The sequence below is a fragment of the Streptomyces sp. SID13031 genome (genome assembly GCF_010548305.1).
Taxonomy (GTDB): Bacteria; Actinomycetota; Actinomycetes; order Propionibacteriales; family Kribbellaceae; genus Kribbella.
On record NZ_JAAGLV010000021.1, the window covers coordinates 36,609 to 56,702 of the forward strand.

17 protein-coding genes are annotated in these 20,094 nt (G+C 67.7%); 9 read left to right on the forward strand and 8 right to left on the reverse strand.

Annotated features, from left to right (window positions below):
* Window positions 1–102: 102 nt before the first annotated feature.
* The 3 genes from G3I17_RS32665 (at window position 103) to G3I17_RS32675 (ending at window position 2,717) form a co-directional block, all read left to right on the forward strand.
* Complete coding sequence (locus G3I17_RS32665) at window positions 103–462, forward strand: hypothetical protein (protein WP_164601872.1); 360 nt, start codon at window positions 103–105, stop codon at window positions 460–462.
* Between the two features lie 108 nt (window positions 463–570).
* Window positions 571–1,764: a mannosyltransferase family protein gene (locus G3I17_RS32670; RefSeq protein WP_203591081.1), complete on the forward strand. Its 1,194-nt coding sequence runs from the start codon at window positions 571–573 to the stop codon at window positions 1,762–1,764.
* Window positions 1,765–1,841: 77 nt separating this feature from the next.
* Entirely contained in the window at window positions 1,842–2,717 is an 876-nt protein-coding gene (locus G3I17_RS32675) for a hypothetical protein (protein WP_164601874.1), read from the forward strand.
* Between the two features lie 244 nt (window positions 2,718–2,961).
* Here G3I17_RS32675 and G3I17_RS32680 read toward each other — a convergent pair whose 3' ends face one another.
* Window positions 2,962–6,927: a GH92 family glycosyl hydrolase gene (locus G3I17_RS32680; protein WP_239063147.1), complete on the reverse strand. Its 3,966-nt coding sequence runs from the start codon at window positions 6,925–6,927 to the stop codon at window positions 2,962–2,964.
* A gap of 253 nt (window positions 6,928–7,180) precedes the next feature.
* Between G3I17_RS32680 and G3I17_RS32685 the strand changes: the two genes are divergently transcribed.
* Both G3I17_RS32685 and G3I17_RS32690 read left to right on the forward strand, forming a co-directional pair.
* On the forward strand, window positions 7,181–8,098 hold the full coding sequence (locus G3I17_RS32685) for an NAD-dependent epimerase/dehydratase family protein (RefSeq protein WP_164601878.1): 918 nt from the start codon (window positions 7,181–7,183) through the stop codon (window positions 8,096–8,098).
* Window positions 8,095–10,296, forward strand: coding sequence for a glycosyltransferase family 2 protein (locus G3I17_RS32690; RefSeq protein ID WP_164601880.1), 2,202 nt, complete (start codon window positions 8,095–8,097; stop codon window positions 10,294–10,296). The genes G3I17_RS32685 and G3I17_RS32690 overlap by 4 nt, the downstream gene beginning before the upstream one ends.
* Here the strand turns inward: G3I17_RS32690 and G3I17_RS32695 are convergent.
* Window positions 10,226–10,669 carry a GtrA family protein gene (locus G3I17_RS32695; RefSeq protein ID WP_164601882.1) on the reverse strand — a complete coding sequence of 148 codons (444 nt, stop codon included), beginning with the start codon at window positions 10,667–10,669 and terminating at the stop codon, window positions 10,226–10,228. The two genes, G3I17_RS32690 and G3I17_RS32695, sit on opposite strands and share 71 nt — an antisense overlap.
* A gap of 148 nt (window positions 10,670–10,817) precedes the next feature.
* Here G3I17_RS32695 and G3I17_RS32700 point away from each other — a divergent pair, with 148 nt between their 5' ends.
* On the forward strand, window positions 10,818–11,975 hold the full coding sequence (locus tag G3I17_RS32700) for an NAD-dependent epimerase/dehydratase family protein (RefSeq protein WP_164601884.1): 1,158 nt from the start codon (window positions 10,818–10,820) through the stop codon (window positions 11,973–11,975).
* 28 nt (window positions 11,976–12,003) lie between these two features.
* Here the strand turns inward: G3I17_RS32700 and G3I17_RS32705 are convergent, their stop codons facing one another.
* Window positions 12,004–12,888 carry a LysR family transcriptional regulator gene (locus G3I17_RS32705; RefSeq protein ID WP_164601886.1) on the reverse strand — a complete coding sequence of 295 codons (885 nt, stop codon included), beginning with the start codon at window positions 12,886–12,888 and terminating at the stop codon, window positions 12,004–12,006.
* Between the two features lie 80 nt (window positions 12,889–12,968).
* On the opposite strand from G3I17_RS32705, the gene G3I17_RS32710 reads away from it, so the two are divergent.
* Window positions 12,969–14,048 carry an MFS transporter gene (locus tag G3I17_RS32710; RefSeq protein WP_164601888.1) on the forward strand — a complete coding sequence of 360 codons (1,080 nt, stop codon included), beginning with the start codon at window positions 12,969–12,971 and terminating at the stop codon, window positions 14,046–14,048.
* Here the strand turns inward: G3I17_RS32710 and G3I17_RS32715 are convergent.
* The 5 genes from G3I17_RS32715 to G3I17_RS32735 form a co-directional block, all read right to left on the reverse strand.
* Window positions 14,034–14,714, reverse strand: a complete 681-nt coding sequence (locus G3I17_RS32715) for a methyltransferase domain-containing protein (protein ID WP_164601889.1) — start codon at window positions 14,712–14,714, stop codon at window positions 14,034–14,036. The two genes, G3I17_RS32710 and G3I17_RS32715, sit on opposite strands and share 15 nt — an antisense overlap.
* 99 nt (window positions 14,715–14,813) lie before the next feature.
* The gene (locus G3I17_RS32720; protein ID WP_164601891.1) at window positions 14,814–15,815 is read right to left on the reverse strand and encodes an alanine racemase; all 1,002 of its coding nucleotides are present in this window, start codon (window positions 15,813–15,815) and stop codon (window positions 14,814–14,816) included.
* A gap of 4 nt (window positions 15,816–15,819) precedes the next feature.
* The gene (locus tag G3I17_RS32725) at window positions 15,820–16,950 is read right to left on the reverse strand and encodes a peptidoglycan bridge formation glycyltransferase FemA/FemB family protein (RefSeq protein WP_164601893.1); all 1,131 of its coding nucleotides are present in this window, start codon (window positions 16,948–16,950) and stop codon (window positions 15,820–15,822) included.
* Between the two features lie 99 nt (window positions 16,951–17,049).
* Window positions 17,050–18,390: a glycoside hydrolase family 27 protein gene (locus tag G3I17_RS32730; RefSeq protein WP_203591083.1), complete on the reverse strand. Its 1,341-nt coding sequence runs from the start codon at window positions 18,388–18,390 to the stop codon at window positions 17,050–17,052.
* Between the two features lie 72 nt (window positions 18,391–18,462).
* On the reverse strand, window positions 18,463–18,603 hold the full coding sequence (locus G3I17_RS32735; RefSeq protein WP_203591084.1) for a hypothetical protein: 141 nt from the start codon (window positions 18,601–18,603) through the stop codon (window positions 18,463–18,465).
* Window positions 18,604–18,752: 149 nt separating this feature from the next.
* On the opposite strand from G3I17_RS32735, the gene G3I17_RS32740 reads away from it, so the two are divergent.
* Together G3I17_RS32740 and G3I17_RS32745 are read left to right on the forward strand one after the other, a co-directional pair.
* Window positions 18,753–19,319, forward strand: a complete 567-nt coding sequence (locus G3I17_RS32740; RefSeq protein ID WP_164601896.1) for a TetR/AcrR family transcriptional regulator — start codon at window positions 18,753–18,755, stop codon at window positions 19,317–19,319.
* A gap of 44 nt (window positions 19,320–19,363) precedes the next feature.
* Complete coding sequence (locus G3I17_RS32745; protein WP_164601898.1) at window positions 19,364–20,080, forward strand: SDR family oxidoreductase; 717 nt, start codon at window positions 19,364–19,366, stop codon at window positions 20,078–20,080.
* Window positions 20,081–20,094 lie beyond the last annotated feature (14 nt).

The window sequence follows — 20,094 nt, forward strand, 5'->3', positions numbered from 1 at the left end:
AGAAGGCACTCCTACCTGAGGGGTGCCTTCTCGGTTTTGAGGAGCAGTACTCCCGGGCGCAAGGGTTCATCGAGACATTGCGGACAGACTTGGGGATGAGGCGTGGCTGAGGTGATGGGGGTCGAGGGGCGGCCGGGTGCGGCGCGGCTGACATTCGCGCTGTACGGCTGCGGGATCGTGCTGGTCGGCGCGCTGATCTACGGCTTCTTCCTTGCCTCGGTGTACTCGCCGATCAAGCCGGCGAGCGAAGCCTGCCACACGGGCCGGGCTGGGCATTCCCAGGACTTCGGCGGAGTACCGACGACGACGCCCGGGACGTTTCCGATCAGCTCGATCTGCCGGTGGCCGGAGACCGGGGAAGAGCTGGAGTTGGTATCCCGCGACATGACGGTTGTGCCGTTGGTGGTGATGGGGGCCGGGCTGATTGTGGCCCTTGGTGGGGTGGTTTTGGTTCGGCGGTGAGGGTTGGCTGTTCGACCTGTGAATGCGCGATGGGGCACCATGGGGGTGTGAGGGCGGCTAGGCGGTTTGTTGCGCAGTGGGCGTCCTGTGCGCAGAAATGGGCGTCTGGTGGTTGTTGAGCGGGCGGCTGCCGAGGAGCAGCCGCGGCGGGCTCGGCGGGCCAAGGAAGGTACTGCGCTCCGGGTGCGGTGGCGGCCTGATCTGACCGTGCGGGAGACGCTCGGGTGGTGGCTGGTCAGCCGGGTCGGGATCTTCGTGCTGTCCGTGTCCGCGCCGATGCTGTTCAACCGCGGCAGCGACTACCCGAACGTGTGGCACGCCTGGCTGCAGTGGGACGTCTGGCACTTCAAGGCGATCGCAGACTTCGGGTACAACCACGGCGAGCCGTCCGGCGCTCCACTGGCCGCGTTCTTCCCCGGCCTGCCGTACTTGATGCGCGTAGTCGGCTGGACCGGCATCGGCCCAGTGGCCGGCGGCGTGGTGATCTCCCTGGTCGCCAGCGCGGTCGCGGGGGTCTACCTCGCCCGGCTGGCGCAGTACGAGTTCCCACAGCTGAAGAACCTCGGGCCGAAGGCGGCACTGATCTGGTTTGCGGCGCCGGTCGGGGTCTTCCTCGCCGCGCCGTACACCGAGGCCCTGTTCTGCGCGTTCGCCTTCCCCGCCTGGCTGGCCGCGCGGCAGGGGCGATGGGCGCGGGCGGCGCTCTTCGTCGCGCTCGCGTCGACCGTCCGGGTGTCGGGCATCTTCTTGATCTTCGCGCTCGGCGTCGAGTTCCTCACCTCGAAGAAGCGCGACTGGTACTCCCTGCCGTGGCTGTTCTTGCCGGCCGTGCCGGTGCTCGGATTCATGGCGTACCTGAAGCAGATCCACGGTTCCTGGTTCGCCTGGCAGGAGGCGCAGGAGAAGGGCTGGGCGCGCGAGTTCACCGAGCCGTGGGTCTCGCTGATGCACACCGTGGAGGCCGCGACCAAGGGCCACTTCGCGGCGGATCGCAGCGACTGGACCTGGATGTTCCGGGCCGAGCTGGTCGCGCTGGTCGTCGGCCTGGTGGTGCTGGCGTGGCTGCTCTGGCGTCACTCGTGGGGCGAGGCCGCCTGGGTGGCGAGCACGATCGCCGCCTTCGTCACCTCGTTCTGGATCTACTCACTGACCCGCGCGACCCTGCTCTGGTGGCCGCTCTGGATCGGCCTGGCGGTGCTGGCCGAGCGAAGACCCTGGCTGGGCCGCCTCTACCTGGCGGTGGCAGTACCCCTCGCAGCCATCTGGGCCGCCGCCTTCTTCACCGGCCGCTGGACCGGCTGACGCCCGATCGGGCACACCTGCGTCCCCTGAGTAGTACTACCGATCCTGTACGTCGTACGCGAACCTAGCGTCGTCTTATGGATACCCGGGGGCAACTGTTTCGCAAGGCGCTCATCCAAGCAGCGATGGCTGCCCTGGTCACCGGCGTCATCGTCGGCATCTTGTTGGCCGTCCCTACGCCGTTGTGCCCGTCTGAGGCCGAGGACTGCCTCATCGACGAGTACGGGACGCACACCCACCTGAGCATCAGCATCGCCGGGATCGCTCTGCTCATCGCACTGCCCATAGCCGCGCTCAAGGCCAGGGTCGGCTCGCTCTACGTCCTGGGCGGCTTCTTCGCCGTACTACTGGCCAACCTCGCCTGGCACCTGTCCGGCGATGCCGCCTGGGTTCTCGGGCTCGCAGTAGCCGCGGTGGCTCTGCTGGCGGCCTATGTCCTCGCCACCCGAGGCAAGACCTGGCTCGTCGCGGCAGCCTTCGTTGCCGTCGGCATCGGCTACCCGGTCCTGCTGGAATTCAAGACGATGGTGCCGATCGTCAACGCCCTGAGAGGTCAGGGCGGAGCGCTCGTGCCGCAGCTCGAGTACGCCCGCGTCACGGATCCGCAGGTCGTCTCGGATGAGGTCAGCTACCTGGTGGAGAGCACCGACGTGAGCTTGAGCAAGCGGCAGTTGGCCGCCGGCACGATGCCTTGTGTGGGATCGATTGTGAGCTGCGTCGAGGAGGGGCCGGGTGTCTGGCGCGGTACGGACACCAGCGGCCGGACCCAGTTCTGGGTACACGGGGAGCAGGATCAGTGGGCTCAACTCACGTACGTCGGCAACGAGAACGAACCCGGCCCAGTCCGGGACTCCCACTACGCCTACGCCGGCGACCTCGCCCATTCCCTCCGCCCCGCCTCACCCTGGCGGATCGCTGTCGCCGGCTGCGGAGTCTGCAACCACTTCCGCTGACAAAAGCCCAGGTCAGCGAACATCCTGCCACTGCCGCGTCCAGGATGTGGACTGTTTTGGGTCAAGGCAACCTAACCGGAGCCTTGCTCGTCAGTAAAGGTGTTGGGGTGGCAGGCCGGGCGGGGTCGCCACCCCTCCATATTTTTCCCGGCCGACTGGCCGCGGACGTCCGGCGGAACCTCTCAGGGGCAGGTTCCGCCGGAAATTTTTGTCCTGTTCGACCGCGCCGCCGCGCGTTCTCAGCTCAGCCGAAGTTCCGGTCGATGGACTGCGACGGAGTCGGGCTCGGCTTGGCCTGGGCGACCCGCTGATCGCTCGGGTGCGTCCCTGCCTCGACACCCTTCAGCGTGCCGAGCAGCTCGAGCTCGGACAGCGTCACCCCGGTCGCACCGGCCGCCGGAGTCATCACCAGCCGGTACTGCGTGTAGGCCTTCGGCGCTGCGACGCTGAACGACCTGGTGTACGACGTGAACGCCCATGCCTGGCCGCTCCGCTTGTCCACCTCGGCCCACGTCGTCCCGTCGTTCGACCCCTCCAACGTCCACGCGGAGGGCGCGGTACCGGTGCTTCCACTGGTCAGCGTGTACATCGTGACCGGACGGCCGTCCTGCAACTGCACCGTCACGGTCGGGGTGGCGCCGGTCAGCGTGACCTGCTTCTTCGAGTCGTTGTCGGTCAGCGCGGACACGTCCACCCCGCCGGCCGACGTGACGGCCCCGGAGTCCTCGGTCGAGTCACGCCACGTCTTCGGGTCCTCGCCCGGAGTCGTGATCGACGGCGGGGCGTCGTTGCGGCCGCTGCCCCAGGTCGACGGCTGGTCCGTCATGTCGAACTCGATCTTGCCGCCGCTCGCGATCAGGTCGTGCGGCAGGTTGGTCGAGGTCCAGGCCTTGCCGTTGACCTTGACGCCCTTCACGTACTTGTTCGTGGCGCTGTTGTTCGGTGCGCTGATGGTCAGCTTCTTGCCGCCGGACAGCCGCACCGTCGCCTTGGTGAACAGCGGAGCGCCGATCGCGTACGACGGCGAGCCGACCTGCAGCGGGTAGAACCCGAGCATGCTGAACAGGTACCACGACGACATCTCGCCGTTGTCCTCGTCGCCCGGGTAGCCCTGGCCGATCTCGGAGCCCAGGTAGAGCCGGTCCAGGACCTCGCGGACCTTCTCCTGCGTCTTCGACGGCTGACCGACGAAGTCGTACATGTACGCGATGTGGTGCGACGGCTGGTTGCTGTGGCCGTACTGGCCCATCCGGACGTCCCGCGCTTCGAGCATCTCGTGGATCGTGCCGCCGTAGCCGCCGGTGTGCAGCGCGTCCTCCGGCGTACTCCAGAACTCGTCGAGCTTCTTCGCCAGACCTTCGCGACCGCCGTACAGGGCAGCCAGGCCGGCGCCGTCCTGCGGAGTGGAGAACGCCATGTTCCACGCGTTCGTCTCGGTGTAGTCGTGACCCCAGTCCATCGGGTCGAAGGTGGTCGGCGAGTTGCCCCACAGACCGCTTCCGTCCTTGCCCTGGAAGAAGTTCAGCGCCGGGTCGAACAGCGTGACGTAGTTACGCGCACGGTTCAGGTAGTAGTTGTAGTTGTCCAGGTACTCCTGTTTGCGCGGGTCGCTCGCCTTCGCGCCGTCGTACAGCGCCTTCGACATGTTGGCGATGCCATAGTCGTTGATGTAGCCGTCCATCGACCAGCTGAAGCCCTCGCCGGTGGTGCTGGCCGTGTAGCCGGCGAACACCGAGTGGTCCAGACCCTTGCGGCCGACGTTGTCTGTCGGCGGGCGAGCCGCCGCGTTCTTCAGCGCGGCGTCGTACGCGGCCTGTACGTCGATGCCCTTGATCCCCTTGAGGTAGGCGTCGGCGAAGGCGACGTCCGAGCTGGTGCCGACCATCAGGTTGGCATAACCCGGCGAGGACCAGCGGGAGATCCAGCCGCCGTCCTTGTACTGCTGGACGAACCCGTTCACCAGGTCGGCCGCGTCGTCCTGCGAGAACAGGCTGTACGCCGGCCAGACGGTCCGGTACGTGTCCCAGAACCCGTTGTTCACGAAGGTCTGGCCGGCGACGAGCTTCGAGCCGGTCGTGGTCGGGGTGTCGGCGCCGACCTTGGGCGACGTCGGCGACGCGTAGGTGATCACCGGCTTCGACGCGGTACCGGTGTTCTCCGAGCCGTTGTTCGGGTAGAGGAACAGCCGGTACAGGTTGCCGTACATCGTGTTGAGCTGGTCGGTGGTCGCACCCTCGACCTCGATGGTGGACAGCTTGGCGTCCCAGGCGTTCTGGGCCGCGTTGCGGACCTTCTCGAACCGGCTGCCCTCGGCCAGCTCCAGCTCGAGGTTCTTCTTCGCCTGCGCGGTGCCGATCAGCGAGGTCGCGATCCGCAGTTGCACCTGCTTCACCTTCGGGTCGAAGGAGAAGAACCCGCCGACGTTCGCGCCGCCACCGTTGGACAGCTTGCCGCTGGCAACGACCTTCTGGTCGACGACGCCGTAGACGAACAGCCGGCCGGCGCCGGTGGACAGGCCGCTCTTCACGTCGCTGTAGCCGGTGACCACACCGGTCGCCGGGTCGAGCGTGAGGCCGCCGAGGTTACTGGTGTTGTCGAAGATCAGCTTCGCCTGGCCGGCCGGGAACGAGAACCGCATCATCGCGGCGTGGTCGGTCGGGGTCAGCTCGGCCGCGTTGCCGTTGTCGAACGTGACGCCGTAGTAGTACGGCCGGGCGACCTCGTTGTCATGGCTGAACGCCCAGGCGCGCGCGTCCCGATCCGCCGTCGGCGTGTCGGCAGTGGACGGCATCACCTGGAAGGTCTGCCGGTCGCCCATCCACGGGCTCGGCTCGTGGCTGATCGAGAACGCCTGGATCTCCGGCTTGTTCTGGTCGTTGTTGCCCTTGGCGTAGTCGTACAGCCAGGAGGTCGAGCCGGCGTTCGTCACCGGCGTCCAGAAGTTGAAGCCGTGCGGTACGGCGGTGGCCGGGAAGTTGTTTCCCCGGGAGAATCCGCCGGTCGAGTTGGTGCCGCGGGTGGTCAGCACCAGGTCGGACGGGTGGTGCCGGGCGGTCAGCTGCGCGGCGGCGTCCGAGGTGGTCGCCTTGCTGATCCGGACGTCGTCGATCCAGCCACGGAAGTCCGCCGGGCCGGACGGCTTGTCATAGCCGACCAGGATCCGGGTCACCGTCTTGCCGGCCGCGACCTTGCCCAGGTCGGCCTCGATGTTGTTCCACTGGTTCGTGGACAGGCCCTTGCCGTCGCCCTGACCGCGCGGGCTGAGCTCGAAGCCACGGTGGTCCTTGGCCTTCAGATCGCTCAGGTAGGTGCCGTCGGAGAACGCCAGGTCGACCGCCGCGAAGGTGCTCGGGTAGCTCAGGTCGCCCTCGACGTGCTCGGGAAAGATCTTGTACGCCAGCTGGGTGTCCGGGCCGACCGTCAGGTCCACGTCGGCGACCTTGTTCCAGGTGTAGCCCCGGCCCTCGGCGGTCTGGTGTCCGGCGTACCGGAACGACTTGACGCCGGTGAAGCCGGTCCGGGCGCGGGCGTTGTAGGCGCTGGTCGGGCCGGAGTCCAGCCGCGATTCCGCCACCTCGCCAGGGGGCGGCAGGGGAGCGCCGTTCGACAGGTACCAGTCGGCGAGCTGGACGATGTTCTCGCCGTGGTTCAGCGTGACGTCGAACTTGAAGAACTTGTACGCCGTGGAGTTGCTGAAGCTGTACTCCTTGGTCTGGAACCGGTTGGCGAAGCTCTCGCCGGTCCGGGTGTCCAGCGTGGTCCAGGTGGTCCCGTCGTTCGAACCGGACACGGTCCAGTTCTGCGGGTCGCGGCCGTCGGCGTCGTTGGCCGAGGTGAGCGCGTACTTGCGGATCACCACCGGCGCGGAGGTCTCATAGGTCAGCCACCCGGTCTTCTGGAAGACCAGCCACTTGGTGAACTTGTCACCGTCGGCGGCGTTGCTCGCGATCTCACCGCCACCGGTGTTCTCGCCGCTCGCGGTCACCTTGGTGACCTTGTCCATCTCGCTGCCACCGATCCCGGTCGGCGTCGGGCCTTCGACACCGCCGGCCCGTGGCTTCCCGTCCGGTCCGGTCTCGACCGCATCGGCGTACCCGGGCTGCGGCTGGCCAGGCTCGAAGGAGGTGAAGAAGCTGGAACCGGCGACGACCGGCTGCGCTTCGGCGTTCGGGCTCGCGGTGGAGCCGGCGCTCGCTGACGTGGAGGACATGGAAGACATTGTCACAACAAGCCCGAGAGCCGTGACGAGCCCCAGGGGACGGCGGAGATCCATCTACGCTCCTGACACGACAAGACCGGCGTACGGCGATAGCCGTGTGCCGGAGGTTTTACGCGGCCCCGATGACAAGGTTGTCAGCCCGCGTCCGGGCTGATCCTGCCTACCATCGTCACCCCTGGTCAAGGGTTCATCGCTGACCGCTTGCGGTCGCGGCGAGTTGCAGCCTGACTAGTAAGTTGCTGGTATGGACGGATTCGAAGACAGGGTGCTCGTGACGGGCGCCTCCGGCTTCATCGGGCGGGCCGTGGTTGCCGCCTTGCGGGCGCGGGACCTGCCGGTGACGGCTGTGGACCGGGAGCCGGCGGATGCCTCGTGGGACGACGGTGTCACCGCTATCACCGGCGACCTGGCCGAGCAGGAGGTTTGCATCGCAGCCTTCGAGACGCGGCCGCGGGCGGTGGTGCACCTGGCGGCGCTGACCTCGGTACTGCGGTCTGTCGAGGCCCCGATGCGGACCTTCGCCGAGAACGTCACGATCACCCAGGTGCTGCTGGAGTTGTCGCGTGGCAGTGGTGTGGACAGCTTCGTGATGGCCTCCACGAACGCGGTGGTCGGCGACGTCGGCACCGAGACCATCACCGCCGAGCGCCCGCTGCGCCCGCTCACGCCGTACGGCGCGACGAAGGCCGCCGGCGAGATGCTGCTCTCGGCGTACTCCGGCAGCTACGGCCTGGCGACGGCGGCGCTGCGCTTCACCAACGTCTACGGCCCGGGCATGTCGCACAAGGACAGCTTCGTCCCGCGGATGATGCGCGCGGCCCTGACCGGCACCGGCGTCAAGGTGTACGGCGACGGCAAGCAGCGCCGCGACCTCGTGTACGTCGACGACGTGGTCGCCGCCGTGCTCCTGGCCCTCGACACCCGGTACGACGGCCGCGCGATCATCGGCTCGGGCAACTCGGTCTCCGTGCTCGACCTGGTCGATGCAGTGCGCGCGGTGACGGGCGCCGAAGTACCGGCTGAGCATGTGGAGGCGCCGGCTGGGGAGATGCCGGCCGTGGTGGTCGACGTGTCCGCCAGCGCGGAGACGCTCGGCTACCGGCCCACGGTGTCGCTGGAGGATGGCTTGGCACGGACGTGGCAGTACTTCCAAGCCCAGTGAGGCGGACCCTCAGGGCGCACTGGTTGCTCGCCATCTTCCTGGTGGCGGGCCTGGTACTGCGTGTGCTGGCGACCGTCGCCTACCGGCCGGCGATCATCTACACCGACTCGGTGCAGTACCTGACCAACATGAAGGACCTGAAGCCCGATCAGCTCAACCCGATCGGCTACGACTTCGTTCTCAAGCCACTGGTCGACATCGGCGGCCTCACCGGTGTGGTGATCGTGCAGCACCTCGCAGGGCTGGCCATCGGGGTCGCCATCTATGCGCTGGCCCGCAGGCTCACCGTCTACAAGTGGCTGGCCGCTCTGGCGGCCGCGCCGATCCTGCTCGACGCCTACCAGGTGCAGATCGAGCAGAACATCATGGCCGAGACCACCTTCGACGTACTGCTCGTAGCGGTCCTCTGGACTCTCCTCGGCTGGGGCAAGCCGGGCTGGAAGCGGGCGCTCGCAGTCGGCCTGCTCCTGGGCGCCGCCTTCGTAGTACGCACCATCGGCCTGACCCTGATCGTTGCCGCGGTCCTCTACCTCGTGGTGGTCGGCTCCGACTGGCGTCATCACCGCAGCAGGCTCGTACTACGAACCGCTGCCGCGCTAGCCGGCTTCGCTCTCGTCTCCGGCGCCTACGTCGGCTACATCCACAGCGAGACGGGCAAGTGGGCCATTTCGGGCGCGGACGACACAGTCCTGTACGGCCGGACCGCAGTAGTCGCCGACTGTGCCAAGCTGCCGCTCGACGAGGGCACCAAACTGTTCTGCCCGACGGAGCCGCTCGGTCAGCGCCTAGGCGTCGACTACTACGCGCACAACCACTACGGCGACCCGAACTGGCCGGGGCCGCTGCCACCTGGCACCACCAAGCAGCAGTTGGCGCACGACTTCAGCATGCTGGTGATCAAGCACCAGCCGTTCGATGTCGCGTGGGCCGCGGTCAAGGACTTCCTGAAGGGTTTCGCGCCGACCAGGACCACTTCGCCGGACGACGTACCGCTGGATCGGTGGCAGTTCCAGCTGACCTACCCGAACCTCGCCGACCCGAACACGGCCAAGGCGTCGCAGACCTGGGGCGGGACTGCCCCGCACGTCATCCACGGTCCGGCCGTCGTACTGCGGGCCTACCAACTCAACGGTGGCTACACGAGCGGCCTGGCTCTTGGGATCGCAGTACTGATCGCACTGGCCGCTGGAGCCGGGGTTGGTCGAGCCAAGCAGTCCGGTCTCCGCTCTGCTGCGCTACTGCCCGCAACTGCTGGGGTGATCCTCCTGCTGGGGTCCGCAGCCTTCGAGTTCTCCTGGCGGTATCAGCTGCCAGGCTTGGTGCTCTTCCCGCTGGCAGGAGCGATCGGCTTGCGGGCCGTGCTGGGCAGGGACCAGGCCCGGCCGCCAATGGAGAGCTATCCGGACCAGACCGATTCCGAGGCGCTCGACGACTTCCGGGCCAGACATGGCGAGCCGGCCTTCGCGCCACTCGTCGTGGTGATTGCCGCCTACAACGAAGCGGGCGGTATCGGCCCAGTGCTGGCGAATATGCCCAAGACGTGCGCCGGGCTGCCGGTCGACGTACTGGTCGTCGTCGACGGAGCCGAGGACAACACGGCCGAGATCGCCGCAGCGCATGGTGCCTACGTCTGCGTTGCCCCCCGCAACCGTGGCCAAGGTGCTGCGCTCCGACTCGGCTATCACCTTGCTGGGCAGGGCAGAGCGGAGTACGTCGCCACTACGGACGCGGACGGGCAGTACGACAACGACGAGCTCGATGTGCTGTTGCGGCCGATCCTGGAGGGCAAGGCGGACTTCGTCACCGGCTCACGCCGGTTGGGTGAAGAGGACGCGGACAGCCGGCTGCGGTGGCTCGGGGTCCGCGTATTCGCTGCCCTGGCGTCGATCCTGACCCGTCGCCACTTGACCGACACGTCGTTCGGGTTCAGGGCGACGCGGGCAGCCCTTGCCTGCAAGGTGACGCTGCGGGAGCCGCAGTACCAGTCGTCGGAACTGCTCCTCGGAGTACTGGCCAGTGGCGCTCGCGTAGTCGAGTTGCCGATGACCATGCGTCGCAGGGGAGACGGGACGAGCAAGAAGGGGCCGGGGCTCGTCTACGGCGCCAACTACGCGCGGGTGATGACCACTACTTGGTGGCGGGAGTACGTACGGGCTTCGAGAAGACGTATCGGTCGAACAGCACGAACTTCAGGATGAACGTCACCGCGTTCGCGGTGAGAAAGACCGCACCGGCCAGGATCGTCCGCCAGGTGTGGGAATCGACCCAGCCGCGGACGAAGTGGTCGCCGGCGCTGGTGCCGGCGATGACGACCGCCGCGCTGCCCAGCACGATGATTGCGTAGGGCAACAACTCCCGCCGGGCCGAGATCCGGCCCTGCCGGCGCCAGGCCCAGCGCCGGTTCAGCACATAGTTGGGCACGGCACCGGCCGCGAAGGCGATCACGCTCGCCACGGCGGACGCAGTACCGATCCAGTAGCAGAGCAGGAAGGCGACCTCGCTGGTCAGGGTGGCCACCAATGATGACGCTGAGTACTTGACCCAGGTCAGCAGGTTGGCCGGCTTCTTCACCTGGCCCATTCTGCAACGTCTGCCCCAGTCGTTGCAGGTGCGCGTCGATTCACAGGAAAATACCAGCTAGCGGGCAGGTGTTTCCTCCACCAGCTGGGTACACAGGACAGGACAAAGGCAATTTCCGGTCCGGAAGGCGGTTCGATCCGTGCGTGTTCTCGTGCTGGGTGGTGACGGTTACCTGGGGTGGCCGACAGCACTGCATCTGTCCGACAGCGGACATCAGACAGCGGTGCTGGACAACTTCGCGCGGCGTGGTTACGACCGCGAGCTCGGTGTCGACAGTCTGGTCCCGATCGAAGATCTCGATACCCGGGTCGCCGCCTGGCAGGAGGTCTCCGGGCAGCAGATCACGGCGTACACCGGTGATCTGTGCGACGCCGACTTCGTCTATCGGGTGCTGCGCGAGTTCAAGCCCGAGGCGATCGTGCACTTCGCCGAGCAGCGCGCCGCGCCGTACTCGATGATCGACCGGCAGCACGCCGTCTACACCCAGCAGAACAACGTGGTCGGCACGCTCAACCTGATGTACGCCATCGCCGAGCTCGACCCCGGCATCCACCTGGTCAAGCTGGGCACGATGGGTGAGTACGGGACGCCCAACATCGACATCGAGGAAGGCTGGCTCGAGATCGAGCACAACGGTCGCAAGGACCGGATGCTCTACCCGAAGAAGCCGGGGTCGTTCTACCACCTGAGCAAGGTGCACGACTCGCACAACCTGGAGTTCGGCTGCCGGGTCTGGGGCCTGCGCGTCACCGACCTCAACCAGGGTGTGGTCTACGGCCAGCAGACGCCGCAGACCGTGCTGGATCCACGGCTGGCGACGCGGTTCGACTACGACGCGGTGTTCGGCACTGTGCTCAACCGCTTCGTCATCCAGGCCGTGCTCGGCGAGCCGTTGACCGTCTACGGCACCGGCGGGCAGACCCGTGGCCTGCTGGACATCCGGGACACGATCGAGTGCATCCGGCTCGCGGTGGAGAACCCGGCGGATGTCGGTGAGTTCCGCGTCTTCAACCAGATGACGGAGAGCTGCTCGGTCAGCGAGATCGCCCAACAGGTGGCTGAGTGCTTCCCCGGTCCGGTCCAGATCGACCACCTGGAGAACCCGCGGGTCGAGCAGCCGGAGCACTACTACAACGTCAAGCACACCGGCCTGGTCGGCCTCGGCCTGCGACCGCACCTGCTCTCGGAGACGCTGATCGAGTCGCTGTTCCCGATCGTTGCCGAGCACAAGGACCGGGTGAACCTGGACGCGCTGCTCCCGACGGTTCGCTGGCGGGGCGGCCTCAAGTCCGCCTGACGGTCCGATCTGACAGTCCGATCCCCGGTCAGGTCGCGTGGACGTACGAGCGGAAACGTCGCGCGGCCGGGCTGGCGGCGTGACCCTGGGGCAGCACGAGATCGAGACGGCGGGTCAGCTCGATCCCGGCCAACGGGATCAGCCGGATGGCCGCGGCGACTCGTGGTGCCAGGTCGAATCCGGTCGGCGCCAGGGTCACGCCGACGCCCGCCGCGACCAGCTCGAGCACCATCGTCCACTCGTTCACCTCGCAGGCGATCCGCCGGCTGAGGCCGGCGGTCCGGAACGCGTCGTCGATCACGGTCCGGATGGCCCACTGCGCGGGCGGTTCGACGAAGCGCTCATCGGCCAGCTGCTCGAGCGTGACCGAGTCGGCTTGCGCGAGCGGATGGTCCTTCGCCGCGATCAGCACGATCGGCTCGGCGGCCAGCGGCACCACCTCCAGACCGGCGACCCGGGCCGTCGGCAACGAGACCAGCGCGCAGTCGAGTCGTCCGTCCAGGACCAGGTCCACCATCTGCATCCCCGGCAACTGCTGCACCGAGATGTTCACCCGCGGGTGCGCCAGCGCGAAGGCCGCCAGCCAGGACGAGAACGGCAGCCGATGCCCACTCGTCTGCAGCGCCCCGATCCGGAGCTGGCCAGCCAGCACTCCGTGCGCGTCCTGCACTGCCTGCTGGGCCGCATCGGCCGCGTCCAGCGTGTGCCGGGCGGCCGGCAGCAGCGCGGTTCCTTCAGCCGTCAACCGGACCGGCCTCGTACCGCGGACGAACAGCAGCGCGCCGACCTCCTTCTCCAGCGCCCGGATCGAGGTCGACAGACCCGACTGGACGATGAGCTCGCGCGCCGCGGCCCGGGTGAAGTTCCGCTCCTCCGCGAGCGCCACGAAATGCCTCAGATGCCGCAGTTCCATCTCCTCAGTATCTCCGCCGGAGCTGGAAATGATCTGAATCCGACCCAGGAAAGCTGGTAGTGCGCGGATCAGGGCGGCCGTTGACTGGAAAGAGACGACATTTCGCCGTGCTGGTCGTCGGAACGGCCACCAGTTTCCGCTGGCTCGGTCACCTGTCCGACCGGCTGGGCCGCCGCCGGATCATCGTGCCCGCGCTACTGACCGGGATCCTTGCCGCCATCGTGCTCGCCGCGTGGCCGGCGCTGCCCGGCCTACTCATCGGCCGGGTGCTGACCGGCGTCGCCGTCGGGCTGATGGCCTCGACCGCCACCGCCTACCTCGCCGACCTGTACGCCGAGGCGCGCCCGGCCGAGGCTCGGTCGGCCTTCCCGGGCCTGGTCGCGACCGCTGCGAACCTGGGCGGTCTCGCGCTGGGTCCGCTGGTCGCGGGCGCCTTCGCGCAGTGGCTGCCCGGTCCCTTGCACACGAGCTACCTGGTGTTCGGGGCGTTGATGGCGATCTTCCTCGGGTTCGTGCTGGCCAGCCCGGAGACCGTCGACACCGAACTGGCGGAGCGGGACCGGCCGGTGCGGTTCGCGGTCAGGCCCGGCCAGCACGCGGTGTTCGGCGCGGCCGCCGGCGTCGGGTTCTTCGCCTTCGCCCTGATGGGACTCTTCTCGTCGCTCGGCGCGATCATCGTCCGCGGCCAGCTCGGCATCAGCTCGTACTTCGTCGCCGGGCTGGCGCCGTTCGTTGCGTTCGCGGCCTCGGCAGTCGGGCAGCTCGCCCTCGGCAAGCTCGCGCTGCCCAAGATCCTGGCGATCGGCACCGCCCTGTTCCCGATCGGCCTGGCGCTCACGGCGGTGTCGCTCTACCACGCCTCGTTCTGGCTGGTGTTCCTCGGAGCAGGGCTGGCAGGCGCCGGTGCGGGCCTGCTCTTCAAGAGCAGCGTCACCCAAGCCGCCAAAGCCGCCGAACCCGCCTCGCGGGCCGGGGTACTGGCCGCGTTCTTCGTGATCTCGTACTTCGGCATGGGCCTGCCGTCGATCGCCTTCAGCCTGTTCATCCGGCATTTCGACCTGAAGCCGACGATGATCGGCTTCGCCATCGTGTTGTCCGTCGGCACGCTCGTCGCCGTGCTGGTCCCTCGCCGGAGGTCGCTACAGCTAGCGAGTGCCTGAGACCTGCAGGGTCGGGGCCACTGCGAGGAAGCGACCGCGGCGGCCCCGGTCCGCTTGCTCGGCGAGCCAGCCGTCGGCATCGGCCCGGGTGATCAGCGCCTTGTCGACCGCGGCCGTCGCGGCTTCGGCCAACTGGTCGGCCAGCCGCCGATGGTCAGTGACCACCTCGGTGTGGACGACGACCTCGACATCGTGGAAGCCGGCGTCGAGGAGCAGGTCGCGGAATCCACGCGCCGCCCGTGGCGCCACCGATCTCGACTCGAGACCCAGCTCGACGACATCGGTCAGGTCTGGGTCATCGCTGTGGAGCAAGAGGAATCCGTAGTCCTGGCCGACCAGCACTATGCGCCCGGCAGGGCGTAGTACGCGCCGGGCCTCGGTGATGGTGGGACGGGGGTCGGCCAGCAGGTGGAAGAGGCGGGCGGCGTGGTAGCCGTCGACCGATTCGTCCTCGAGCGGCAGGTCGTCGGATGGTGCCACGTGAAACACGGCGTCCGGCGTACGGGCTCGCGCGATGGCGATCGCAGCGGGATCTGAGTCCACGCCGATCGTCTTGAGGTGTGCATCGGTCAGGTCGGCGACCGCAGTCCCGTCGCCACAGCCCACGTCTACGCAGGTGTCACCAGGCGCGAGTCGGAGCGCCTCGAGAAGCGTTTGTTCACCCATAGGAGCAACGCTCCAACTTCAGGTGCACCTGAAGTCAAGAGCTCGGCGGTCACCTTGGGCGGGGTGACCGCCATCTTCCCCTTCCTTCCCTTGAGCAGTTCAGTCCATCGAAATCTTGTCGAACACCGTGGTGGTGAAGCGGACGTCGACGCCGACCTCGTCGCCGACGGCCGGCGGGGCCACCGAGGACGGCAGGAAGAGCATGCTCGCCTGCATGTGCGGCGGCTCGGCGAACCAGCGCTGCTTGCCCTCGATCGTGAACGGCGACAACGCCATCCCGGCGGCGTCCAGACTGCCCTTGGCCATCGCGATCGCGCGCTGCCGGACGGTCGCCGCCGCGGTGGGAGCCTCCAGGCCGACACCATGCGCGGTACCACCCGAGACGACCAGGATGTGCCCGTCACCGGCGACGCGGCGCTGCCGGTAGCCGACGCGCTCGCCACGGCGGACCGAGTGCACGTCGAGGACCGTCGCGCGCACGGTGAAGGCGCCGCGGTCACCGAGCCAGAGGCCGGTCCCCATCCGGAGCAACACGTTCTCGCCGATGTCCGCGAGTTTCTGGGACGGTACGTGCGACACCCACAGCGGTCCGTTGCGAACCGCCCGGGCCGCGCGACCGAGCTCCTGAGCCTCCCTGATGTTCGCGGACGTACCGCCCGCGCCCATCGGGAAGTGCAGCGACCAGCCTTCGAACTTGATCCGGTCCAGTGCGTTCAGCAGCATCGTGTGCCGCAGCTCGCGGGCGCCGATCCCGTGCCGGCGCATCGACGTCTGGACCTCGATCAGGACCCGGCTGCCGGCCGGGATCGAGACCAGGTCGGCCAGCCGGCTGACCGTGTGGATGACGTTCTTGCCCTGCGGGATCTCCAGGAACGGCCGCCACGGCGTGAGCACCACGACGTCGTCCTTGAAGTCGGGCGGGACCTCGTTGTACGTCCCGACCGCGACCGTCCGGGCACCGAGGGCGCGCGACTCGGCCAGCAGCCGGGTGTTGCCGACGCCGTACCCGTTGCCCTTGGCGACCGGGACGATGTCGGGGTTCCACGTGGAACGTAGATGGTCGCGCCATCGATCGGAATCGATGTGCAGGATCAGGGGCATGTTGTCATCGCCGTCTCATGTAGAGGTCGAATGCGGTGTAGAGCGCCTTGTTCAACGGCAGATCCCACTCACCGACGTACTCGACGGCTTCGCCGCCGGTGCCGACCTTGAACTGGATCAACCCGACGTGCGGGTCGTTCTGGTCCAAGGTGTCGGTGATGCCCCGTAGGTCGTACACGGTTGCGCCCGCAGCGAGCGCATCCGACATCATCCGCCACTGGATCGCATTCGATCCACGGACGTCCCGCTTCGTTGTCGAGCTGGCACCGTAGGAGTACCAGGAGTGACCGCCCACCCGGACCCAGATCGTCGAGGCGACCAGGTCGCCCTCGTGGTAGGCGTTGTAGAGCCGGAAGTCGCAGCAGTCGGCGGGCTGGCTCGCCATCGCCTCGTACATCTTGACGAAGTACGGCAACGGCCGCGGGGTGAAATGATCCCGCTCGGCCGTCTCGACATACAGCGCGTGGAAGGCCTTCAGGTCCTCCGGTGTGCCGAGGGTGACCTCGACGCCGAGCTTGGCCGACTTCTTGATGTTGCGCCGCCACTGCTGGTTCATCCCGGTCAGCAGGTCCTCCTCGGTCTTGCCGGCCAGCGGCACCTGGAAGACGTACTGCGGCTGGCCGGCGGCGAAGCCCTCGCCGACCTTCGGGGCCTTCCAGCCGAGCGCGCGGAGCTGGGCGGACACGGTCGCGCCGGACGGCTCGATCACATCCGGCCGGACGTCGCCGAGCTTGGGCTGCTGCCCACCGGCGATCGCGTCCTTGATCGTCTTGGCCGACCAGCGCCGGGTCGGTACCGGCGCACCCATCCGCAATCCGAACGCGCCCGCCTCCTGCGCGTGCGCGGCCAGCGGTCGCAGGTACCGGCCGAGGTCGATCGCGTCCCAGTCGATCACCGGGCCCTCGGGCAGGTACGCGAGGTAGCGCTTGACCTTCGGCATCTGCCGGTAGAGCACCAGCGCGACGCCCAGCAGATCGTTCGGGGCCGCCGGATCGAACCAGCCCAGCGACTCGGCCTTCCACTCGCTCTTCACCGCCGCCCAGCCCGGGGTCTGCAGGAAGCTCGCCGAAGGCTGCGCCGCCAGATAGGCGGCGTGCTGCTCGGCTGAGATGGTCCGGATGCTCAAGTCACTCACGGTCGGTCAGGTTACCGGCCCGCGGCGTCAGACCGTAGCCGAGCCGGAAACCTGACCGCTGAATGCTGTCCTTTTACCTCCCCCACCCCACCGCCCCGGTCAGGCGATCCTGATCAACCGGGAGCCGTGGGCGGGCACATTCGTGGCCGTCCAAGAGCTGGTGAAACTGCCCAGATCCGCCCGCGCCACCAGGTCGCGGACGGGCTTGCTGCCACTCAGGCCGAGTGAGCTCCAGCTCACGGTGATGTTGGTGGCCGACGATCCCAGGTTGTAGACGGCGGCGTAGGTGACGCCGTTGACGACCTTCTTCCAGACCTGGGAGTTGCCGGCGGTGATCCGGGTCGGCAGCACCGCGGCCTGGTCGAGCGCGACCACCTCGGGGTTGGTCAGGATCGAGATGGCCGCGTTGTCCATCCAGTAGACGTCGCCACCGACGTACAGGGGAGCCGACGCCATCGACCAGAACGTCATCACCGATTGCCGCTCGGCATCGTTGAGTCCGTCCTGGAGTGCGCTACCGGTGTTGTTGTTGATCGGCATCGAGTCCAGATCGGGCAGGTAGCTCGGGGTGACCTTGCTCAGCCAGTTGGGCAGATCGGCCCACCGGTCATCGATCGAACTGGTCCAGGTGGACGTCGTACCGCAGTAGCACTCGACATCGGTATCGATCCGTACGCCGTTCGCCCACGGGCGCAGGCCGTCACCTGCCGCAAGGTCGACCGGCCAGGCACTGGCGGTCAGCCAGATCGAGCGGCCGGACTGGTCGATCGCCTGGGAGATCGCCTGGATGTCGGGCACGTTGTCGGCGGTCACTCCGTCGACCTTGAGGAAGTCCACGCCCCAGGACGCGTACTTGTTGATGATCGAGTTGAAGTACGGCTGCGCGCACGGCTTGCTGTAGTCGACCTTCCAGTTGCCGCCCCATTTGTTGGTAGGCGTCAGCGGCAGCACGACGATGTCGCGGACGGTGCAACTGGTGCCGACGATCGGCGCACTCTTGTTGTAGGCCTCCTGCTCCAGCCCGGCGGCCATGTAGATGCCGGCCTTCAGGCCTTTGCCATGGATGTAGCCGGCGATCCCGCTGATCCCACTCGGGAACCGGGCCGGATCAGGATCCGGAATTCCGTTGGCATCGCTGTGGAAACTCCACGCCATCGTCGCGTTCCAGCCGGCGTCGATGTTGATGTAGCTGTAGCCGGCCGACTTCAGCTTGGTCGCCACCGCGTCGGCGGCGTCCTTGATGTGCGCCTCGGTCAGCCAGGCCGTGCCGTACGTCGCTCGGGTGGTCGACTGGTTGCTCCAGCTGCTCCAGCCCATGAAGGGTTTGGTGAAGCTGGTCTTGGCCTCAGTGGTGGTCTTGGCTTCGGCGGTGGTGCCCGGTGAGAGCGCTGCGAGCAGCGGCAGCGCCAGGGCGATTCGCAGTACACGAGTGGAGATCATCGGGGCGGTCCCTCCATCGGGGGCAGATAGAGGGACCGTACGATAATTAACTCCGGTAAGAAATAGCTCTGCTCAGCTGAGCAGCAGGTCGAGCGAAACCTCCCAGGGCCGGGTGGCGATCGCCGGATCGAGGGCGTGCGCGGCAACCCCGTCGGCCGGTGCGACGTGGGGGAGCGCCTCGTTGTCCTCGAAGTGCCGGCCGCCGATGCTCATCCGACTGTTCCTGTCCTGAGGTCGAGCTAGACTTAACCGGAGGATCCTCCGGTAGATCTCCAATGAATCGGAGGAGCCTCCGTTTCACAAGCCGGCGAGGGCGTCGGCTAGGTTCGTGGTTCCGGTCAGGGGTCGAGAGGGGGAGCAGGATGGGGGCGACGAGTGAGCGGCCGCTGCGTGCGGACGCCCAGCGCAACCGCGACCTGCTGCTCGATGCCGCGGGCAAAGCTTTCTCCGAGTGCGGCCTGGAGGCGACGCTCGAAGGCATCGCCAAGAACGCGGGCGTCGGGATCGGCACGCTCTACCGGCACTTCCCGACCCGCGAGGCGTTGGTCGAGGCGGTCTATCGCAACGAGCTGGCCGTGGTCTGCACCGCTGCGCCCGAGCTGCTCGCCGCGATGCCGCCGGTCGAGGCGACCCGAGCTTGGATGGATCGCTTCGTCGATTTCATGAGCCGCAAGATCGGGATGGCGGATGCGCTGCGGGCGCTGATCGCGTCCGGCGCGGATCCGTATGCACACAGCTTCGAGCTGCTGACCGGCGCGATCCAGCCGTTGCTGGAGGCTGCCGCCGCGGCGGGCGAGATCCGTCCGGACTTCGCTGCTGACGATGTGCTGATGAGCCTGAGTGGAGTCGCGCTGGCCGCGAGCTCCAACCGCGAGCAGGCGGGTCGCCTGCTCGACCTGCTGATGGACGGCCTGCGCTACCGCGCCTGACGCCGGGCCCTGGTCAGTACCGGTGGTGTTTCTAGGGTGTGGTCATGCAGACAGTGGCGTTGGTGACTGGGTCGACCTCTGGAATCGGGGAGGCGACAGCGCGGCGCCTCGCCGCCGACGGGATGACAGTGGTGATCCACTCGCGCAGTAGTCGCGACGCGGGACTCGCGCTGGCCGCGGAACTGGGTGGGACCTACCTGCAGGCCGGCCTCGAGCAGGAGGACGAGGCGACCGCACTGGTGCCACAGGTGCTCGCCGCACACGGGCGACTCGACGTACTGGTGAACAACGCCGGCATCAGCTGGCCAGTACCGCATGCAGACCTCGACGGCCTGACTGCCGCAGACTGGCGGCGTTTGCTGGAGGTCAACCTGATCGCCCCCTGGCTGCTCTGCACTGCAGCTCTTCCCGCCCTCCGCGAGTCGCGAGGATCAATCGTCAATGTGACCAGCCACGCGGGCGTACGGCCGAAAGGCAGCTCGGTCGCCTATGCCGCCAGCAAGGCAGCCCTGAACCACGTGACGAAGCTGCTCGCCGCCGCGCTCGGCCCCGAAGTACGGGTGAACGCCGTTGCGCCCGGGCTTGTGGATACCCCGATGACAGCCGACTGGACCGCGGCACAGGAGCTGTGGAAAACCAACAGCCCCATGCGCCGAGCCGCCCAACCATCAGACGTCGCCGACCTGATCGCCACCATCGCCGCCCATCACTACCTCACCGGCGAAGTGATCCTGCTGGACGGCGGCCTCAACCTCCGCTGACGAAACCGGCGCCG

Excerpts from the sequence above, each read along its gene's own strand:
- G3I17_RS32675 (WP_164601874.1), top strand. The coding sequence starts at position 1,842 with ATGGATACCCGGGGGCAACTGTTTCGCAAGGCGCTCATCCAAGCAGCG.
- G3I17_RS32680 (WP_239063147.1), bottom strand. The coding sequence starts at position 6,927 with ATGTCCTCCACGTCAGCGAGCGCCGGCTCCACCGCGAGCCCGAACGCC.
- G3I17_RS32685 (WP_164601878.1), top strand. The coding sequence starts at position 7,181 with ATGGACGGATTCGAAGACAGGGTGCTCGTGACGGGCGCCTCCGGCTTC.
- G3I17_RS32705 (WP_164601886.1), bottom strand. The coding sequence starts at position 12,888 with ATGGAACTGCGGCATCTGAGGCATTTCGTGGCGCTCGCGGAGGAGCGG.
- G3I17_RS32715 (WP_164601889.1), bottom strand. The coding sequence starts at position 14,714 with ATGGGTGAACAAACGCTTCTCGAGGCGCTCCGACTCGCGCCTGGTGAC.
- G3I17_RS32720 (WP_164601891.1), bottom strand. The coding sequence starts at position 15,815 with ATGCCCCTGATCCTGCACATCGATTCCGATCGATGGCGCGACCATCTA.
- G3I17_RS32730 (WP_203591083.1), bottom strand. The coding sequence starts at position 18,390 with ATGATCTCCACTCGTGTACTGCGAATCGCCCTGGCGCTGCCGCTGCTC.
- G3I17_RS32735 (WP_203591084.1), bottom strand. The coding sequence starts at position 18,603 with ATGAGCATCGGCGGCCGGCACTTCGAGGACAACGAGGCGCTCCCCCAC.
- G3I17_RS32740 (WP_164601896.1), top strand. The coding sequence starts at position 18,753 with ATGGGGGCGACGAGTGAGCGGCCGCTGCGTGCGGACGCCCAGCGCAAC.
- G3I17_RS32745 (WP_164601898.1), top strand. The coding sequence starts at position 19,364 with ATGCAGACAGTGGCGTTGGTGACTGGGTCGACCTCTGGAATCGGGGAG.